Source organism: Paramuribaculum intestinale (assembly GCF_003024925.1).
Lineage (GTDB): Bacteria > Bacteroidota > Bacteroidia > Bacteroidales > Muribaculaceae > Paramuribaculum > Paramuribaculum intestinale.
Genome location: NZ_PUED01000238.1, coordinates 1 through 3,024, shown reverse-complemented (window position 1 = coordinate 3,024; position 3,024 = coordinate 1). Strand labels below are relative to the sequence as shown.

Annotated in this window: 5 protein-coding genes; all 5 read left to right on the top strand. The window is 59.1% G+C overall.

What is annotated here, in order from left to right:
- On the top strand, positions 1-965 hold a 965-nt coding region (locus C5O24_RS14130), incomplete at its 5' end, for a hypothetical protein (RefSeq protein ID WP_205961114.1).
- 56 nt (positions 966-1,021) lie between these two features.
- Positions 1,022-1,405 carry an L-rhamnose mutarotase gene (locus C5O24_RS12125; RefSeq protein WP_107681897.1) on the top strand — a complete coding sequence of 128 codons (384 nt, stop codon included), beginning with the start codon at positions 1,022-1,024 and terminating at the stop codon, positions 1,403-1,405.
- A 10-nt stretch (positions 1,406-1,415) separates the two neighbouring features.
- Positions 1,416-1,868, top strand: a complete 453-nt coding sequence (gene dtd / locus C5O24_RS12120) for a D-aminoacyl-tRNA deacylase (RefSeq protein ID WP_107681896.1) — start codon at positions 1,416-1,418, stop codon at positions 1,866-1,868.
- Positions 1,869-1,872: 4 nt separating this feature from the next.
- On the top strand, positions 1,873-2,757 hold the full coding sequence (gene deoC, locus C5O24_RS12115; RefSeq protein ID WP_107036000.1) for a deoxyribose-phosphate aldolase: 885 nt from the start codon (positions 1,873-1,875) through the stop codon (positions 2,755-2,757).
- Between the two features lie 11 nt (positions 2,758-2,768).
- On the top strand, positions 2,769-3,024 hold a 256-nt coding region (locus C5O24_RS12110; RefSeq protein WP_133165574.1), incomplete at its 3' end, for a DUF4339 domain-containing protein.

Sequence of the window (3,024 nt, the reverse complement as noted above, 5' to 3'; positions counted from 1 at the left end):
GATATATGTCGCACGCCGACGTCGGCAGGTTTATCGACGATTTTCTGTCGAGCGACGGCCTTGCAGAGCCTGAAACAATAGTGGAGGCGACTGTGGTGGCCACCCGCAAGGGTGAGACGCTCCAGCGCGACACACCGGTGGTCACTCCGCTCCCCGATTTTACCGTCACAGTTCCTCCGAGGGCAGCTGTGCCCGACCGCCGCAATCTGCGCGGATGGCTTGAGGACTCGGATGCCGTCGACAGCGGCGCAACCGATGGCGATATGCCGTCAGGTCATGGACCGGCGGTGTCGCGCCGACATCGCCGCCGCAGCGGATGGGTGTTCGCACTGCTCGTGCTGGTGGCTCTCGGCGTAGGATTCGCGGCGGTGCGCTATCTGCCGGGACTTATTCCTGATACTGATCCGATAGCCTCGATGGAGAGCACCGATGTGAGTGGCGTGACGCCTCACGACGACGGAGTGCCGATGCATTTGCTGTCGGATTCGGCATTGGTGACCGCCGAACCCGATACTGCGGCCGTGGTCGGAATCTCCGACACCTCGACAGTGGCAGTTCCCGACTCCGCCGCAGCCCCGCAGGCATTGGTGGCAGAGCCGGTCGAAGGCTCTCTGGCTACGGATGAGGCAGCCGATCTGAAATATCTCAATGAGCATTCTACATGGCGGCGGAGCAGCCTGAAGAGCGACCGTTACAAAGTGCTGTTCGATCTGTTTGCTGCCGGCAACATAAAGGATATCGCCGAGGCCGATTATTTTGCGGTGGATGGTGTGGCCACCAACAGGGATGCGATCCGTGTGGTCGACATGCTGTGGGACGCCTATCGCACTCCGACTCAGCGCTCCAACGAGCGTGAGCTGCGCAAGTCGGTCAAGGGCGGGGAGATCAATCTGCCTCGGCTGTACGATACTCTTTCGAGGTATCGCGACGCTCGACCAAACAAATCGCCACGTCCGAAGCGTTAATAACCAGTGTGCACTCACATATATAGACACCACAATATCGATCAACTTTCTCCGACATGAATACCGAAGGATACGAAGTGAAGAGATTCGACGGCTCCACGAAGCGCTATGTGCGCACTATGGAGCTGCGGGGCGACACTCCCGAGTTTTTCAGCGAATATGAGCGACGCCACGCCCGGGGCAACGTGTGGCCCGAGGTGCTCGAAGGCATCCGTGCGGTGGGAATACTCGAAATGGAGATATACCGTTGCGGGCGTCAGCTCGTGATGATAGTGGAGGCTCCGGAGGGTTTCGATTGGGATGAAGCCATGGAGCGACTGGCCACTCTGCCGCGTCAGGCGGAGTGGGAAGCTTATATGGCCGAGGTGCAGGAAGCTTCGGCCGAGGCCACCTCTTCGGAAAAGTGGCGTCGGATGGACCGGATATTCAATCTTTACTGATCGGCAGGCCATGAGGATTGTGATACAGCGCGTGACAAGGGCTTCGGTCAGCATAGGCGGTGAGCTCCACAGCTCAATCGGCCGTGGGCTGATGGTGCTCGTCGGTGTCGAGCATGGCGACGAACCGGCCGATGCCGCATGGCTGGCGGCAAAGACCACGACGCTGCGTATCTTTGCCGATGAGGCCGGGGTGATGAACCGCTCGGTGACGGATGTCGGAGGCGATGTTCTGGCGGTCAGTCAGTTCACGCTTACGGCGTCGACCCGCAAGGGCAACCGCCCGAGCTATATCCGTGCGGCGGGTCACGACGTGGCCACGGCGCTGTATGAGGCGTATTGCTCCGAAGTGACGCGCCTGACAGGAAAGACTGCGGCGACCGGAGTGTTCGGCGCCGACATGCAGGTGGAGCTGGTCAATGACGGCCCGGTCACGATAATAATAGATTCAAAACTTAAAGAATGACAATATGGCAGACAAGTATCACGATACGGTGGCGGCAAGCGCCGTGACAACCGACGATTCACAGGTGGCCGAAGCAGTGGCCAAAATCATAGCCGAACACAAGGCTGAGAATATGACTCCGGAGGTGATGCGGATGCTCTTCGGCTGTATCGACCTCACGACGTTAAAGGCCACCGATTCGCAGCAGTCGGTGGCGGCGTTCACAGAGCGGGTAAATGATTTTGAGAACGAGCATGGCGATCTGCCCAATGTGGCCGCCATCTGCGTATATCCCAATTTCGCGCAAGTGGTGCGCACGGTGCTTGAGGTGAGCGGGGTCAATGTGGCCTGTGTGGCCGGCGGTTTCCCTTCGTCGCAGACTTTCCCCGAAGTGAAGGTGGCCGAGACGGCGTTGGCCGTGGAGGGCGGTGCCGACGAGATCGACGTGGTGATCAATCTCGGCGATTTTCTCGATGGCGACTGGGAGCAGGTGGCTGATGATCTCGACGAGATCAAGCATTCCTGCCGTGAGCGTTCGCTGAAAGTGATCCTCGAAACCGGTGCGCTGAAGACTGCGCGCAATATCCGCGATGCATCTGTCATAGCCATGTATTCGGGCGCCGATTTTATCAAGACTTCTACCGGAAAGGAATACCCGGGTGCTTCGCTTGAGGCGGCCTATGTGATGGCGCTTGCAATAAAGGAGTATGCCGAGAAGACCGGACGCATGGTGGGACTGAAAGTGGCCGGAGGCGTCACTACCGCCGACGAGGCCGTGGCCTACTACACGATAGTAAAGGAGGTGCTTGGCGAGAAATGGCTCAGCAGCGAGTATTTCCGTATCGGTGCCAGCCGTCTGGCCAACAATCTTCTCACTGAGATACTTGGAACGGAAACCAAATTTTTCTGATTTTGCCCTACATGGATAACGTACAATACTGGGCGATCGCTACTACCGGCGAGCGTCTTGGCCCGATGACTCTCGAACGGCTGGTGTCGCTCCGTCCGCGTCCCGAAACTCCGATATGGCGTCAGGGACTTGCCGACTGGACGGCAGCCGGCGAAGTGGAGGAGCTGCGGGAATTTTTCGCTCCGCCTGCGCCGCTCTGCCCTGCGCCTCCGGCAGCGGCGTCGAGCTACACGGCGCCGGCTCCGCAGCGGATGCCCTATAACTATC

What these genes read in the sequence shown, in the direction of transcription:
- deoC (WP_107036000.1), top strand. Translation starts at nt 1,873, where the DNA reads ATGGCAGACAAGTATCACGATACGGTGGCGGCAAGCGCCGTGACAACC.
- dtd (WP_107681896.1), top strand. Translation starts at nt 1,416, where the DNA reads ATGAGGATTGTGATACAGCGCGTGACAAGGGCTTCGGTCAGCATAGGC.
- C5O24_RS12125 (WP_107681897.1), top strand. Translation starts at nt 1,022, where the DNA reads ATGAATACCGAAGGATACGAAGTGAAGAGATTCGACGGCTCCACGAAG.